This window comes from Streptomyces sp. NPDC058964, from assembly GCF_042741275.1.
Lineage (GTDB): Bacteria > Actinomycetota > Actinomycetes > Streptomycetales > Streptomycetaceae > Streptomyces.
In genome coordinates this window covers 1-2,460 of record NZ_JBHYKH010000824.1, presented here as the reverse complement: position 1 = coordinate 2,460, position 2,460 = coordinate 1, and the positions used below count along the sequence as shown (strand labels likewise).

The 2,460-nt window shown below is 71.3% G+C and carries 2 protein-coding genes and 1 pseudogene; 1 reads left to right on the top strand and 2 read right to left on the bottom strand.

Annotated features, from left to right (window positions below):
* A pseudogene (locus ACFW2E_RS45240) lies at positions 1–269 on the top strand (peptidase); the annotation flags it as partial.
* 90 nt (positions 270–359) lie between these two features.
* Here the strand turns inward: ACFW2E_RS45240 and ACFW2E_RS45235 are convergent.
* Together ACFW2E_RS45235 and ACFW2E_RS45230 are read right to left on the bottom strand one after the other, a co-directional pair.
* On the bottom strand, positions 360–881 hold the full coding sequence (locus ACFW2E_RS45235) for a hypothetical protein (RefSeq protein ID WP_384477560.1): 522 nt from the start codon (positions 879–881) through the stop codon (positions 360–362).
* 87 nt (positions 882–968) lie between these two features.
* The gene (locus tag ACFW2E_RS45230) at positions 969–2,162 is read right to left on the bottom strand and encodes a spermidine/putrescine ABC transporter substrate-binding protein (RefSeq protein WP_384477557.1); all 1,194 of its coding nucleotides are present in this window, start codon (positions 2,160–2,162) and stop codon (positions 969–971) included.
* Between the last annotated feature and the right edge of the window lie 298 nt (positions 2,163–2,460).

The following is a 2,460-nucleotide window of genomic DNA, read 5'->3' as shown; positions in this document are numbered from 1 at the left end:
ACCGTCGCCGCCGCCTCGCTCGTTCTCGCGCCGGCGGCGGCGCCCGCCTTCGCCGCCCCGCATCGGCCACGGCGCCCGCGTTCTCGGCGCGCGCCGCCGCCACCGCCCCGGATGCCGAGGCCCTGCGCGCGGCGATCGCGGGTCTGCCCGACGCGGACACGACCGCCGCGCTGGTCCGGGTCGGCGGCACGGACGGCGGCCGGCGCGGCAGCGCGGGCGTCCACGATCTGGTGAGCGGCCGGGCGGCGGACCCGAAACCCACGACCTGAGCCGCACCCTCGTCTGCTCCGTCGGCTCGACGGCGGAGGCGAAAGGCGAGGAGATGAACCCGGTCGCACAGCGGATCGCGCTGGCGGCGCTCAAGTAGCGAGCGCCGTCACGGGAGTCGGGGTCAGCGCCTCCAGCAGCTTGATCTTCTTCCGTACGACATACAGCGGGACGACCCCGAACACGCCGAAGGACATGTCGATCAGGCTCCACCAGAAGGGGATTCCGCGGATCGGCCCGCAGATCAGCGCGAGCGGGACGATCCCGGCGCAGGCGATCATCCCGAACTCGACGACCCAGATGTTGCGGACCGGGTCGCGGTACGGCCCGATGAAGGCGACCGCGATGACGAGGTGCGCGAACGCCAGCCAGTCCGTGCCGTACAGCACGAAGGGGTACTCGGCGTCGACGGTGTCCAGCCCGTGCCGGACCCGCACGATCCAGTCCATCAGCCCCGGCAGGTGCTCCGGCACGGACAGGGAGCGCAACACGTCCTCCGCCCACCGCAGTTCGTGCACCAGCGGGAAGGCGGTGGCACCGCTCAGCACCAGACACACGACGAAGGAGACCAGCCAGACGCGGATGCCCTTGAGCAGGGCGGCTCTGTCGCTCATGGGAGGAGCGTACGCCTGGAATTGAACATGTTCAAAACCTTGGCGGCCAACTGTGCTCGCCGGCGACGGAGTCGGTGTGCCCCGGACCTACAACCCCACGATCCTGTTCCACCGCTTCGCGAACTCCACCCGCTCCGTCGACGTGATGTCCCGCGCGATGGCGAGGTGTTGGCGCATGACGGAGTCCGGGAAGATCAGGGGGTTGCCGGCGAGGGCGGCGGTGTCCTTGTCCCTGGATGCGGCGAGGACGTCCTTGGCCGCGGGGACGGGGCAGACGTAGTTCACCCAGGCGGCGAGCTCCGCCGCGACCTCGGGCTCGTAGTAGTAGTCGATCAGGCGCTCGGCGTTGGCCTTGTGGAAGGCGCGGTTGGGGATCATCAGGGAGTCCGACCAGAGCTCGGCGCCTTCCTCGGGCACGACGAACCGGATGTCGGGGTCGTCGGCCTGGAGCTGGATGACGTCGCCGGAGTACGCCTGGCAGGCCAGGACGTCGCCGCTGACCAGGTCCTTGGTGTAGTCGTTGCCGGTGAAGCGGCGGATCTGGCCCCGCCGGACCTGCTGCTCCACCTGGTCGCAGACCTTGTGGAAGTCGTCGGCCGTCCACTTGGTGATGTCCACGCCGTTGCCCTGCATCAGTAGCGCGAACGCCTCGTCCAGGCCGGAGAGCAGGGTCACGCGGCCCTTGAGGTCGCTCGCCCACAGGTCGGAGACATGGCGTATCTCGCGGCCGAGCCTGCGGCGGTTGTACGCGATGCCGGTGATCCCCGACTGCCACGGCACGGTGTACATACGGCCCGGGTCGAAGGCCGGAGAGCGCAGGAGCGGGTCCAGGTACTTCGCCACGTGGGGCTGCCTGGAGCGGTCCATGCGCTGGACCCAGCCCAGGCGCACGAACCGGGCGCACATCCAGTCGCTGATGACGATGAGGTCGCGGCCGGTCGACTGGTGGTTCATGAGCGCGGGGCTGATCTTGCCGAAGAACTCGTCGTTGTCGTTGATCTCCTCGACGTAGCCGACGGAGATCCCCGTGCGCTTCTCGAAGGCCTCCAGCGTGGGCCGCCTGTTGGGGTTGTCGTCGGCGGTGTCGATGTAGAGCGGCCAGTTCGCCCAGGTCAGCGTCTTGTCACGGGCGGACGAGTCGGCAACGGCACGGTCGCCGGGCCTGACGTACGCGGCGGGGACGCCGCAGCCCGCCAGGGCACCGAGCCCGGCGGCGCCGCCCAGCGCGCGCAGTACGGAACGGCGGGAGACCGCGGGCGTGTGGGAAGGAGTCCGGGGCACCTTTGCAGCATGCCTCCCCGGCCTGGGGACGGACAATCGACGCCGCGTCGAGCCCGCACGGGAGGACCCGACACCTTGTCGATCCGGTGCACCTCCCGTCTGCGCGGGAAACGGCCGGGACCGGCCTCGCTCAGGGCCGGGAAGGCCCTCGCTCAGGCCTCGAGCCCGGAACGGCCCTCCGTCGTGGCGAGCGCCCGGCCACCACCGGGCATCCGGCCACCACCAGGGGGAACGGCGCGGGCCCCCGCCGGGGGGGGGACCCCGGCCGGGGCGCGCGCGCCCGCCCCGGCGGCCCGCC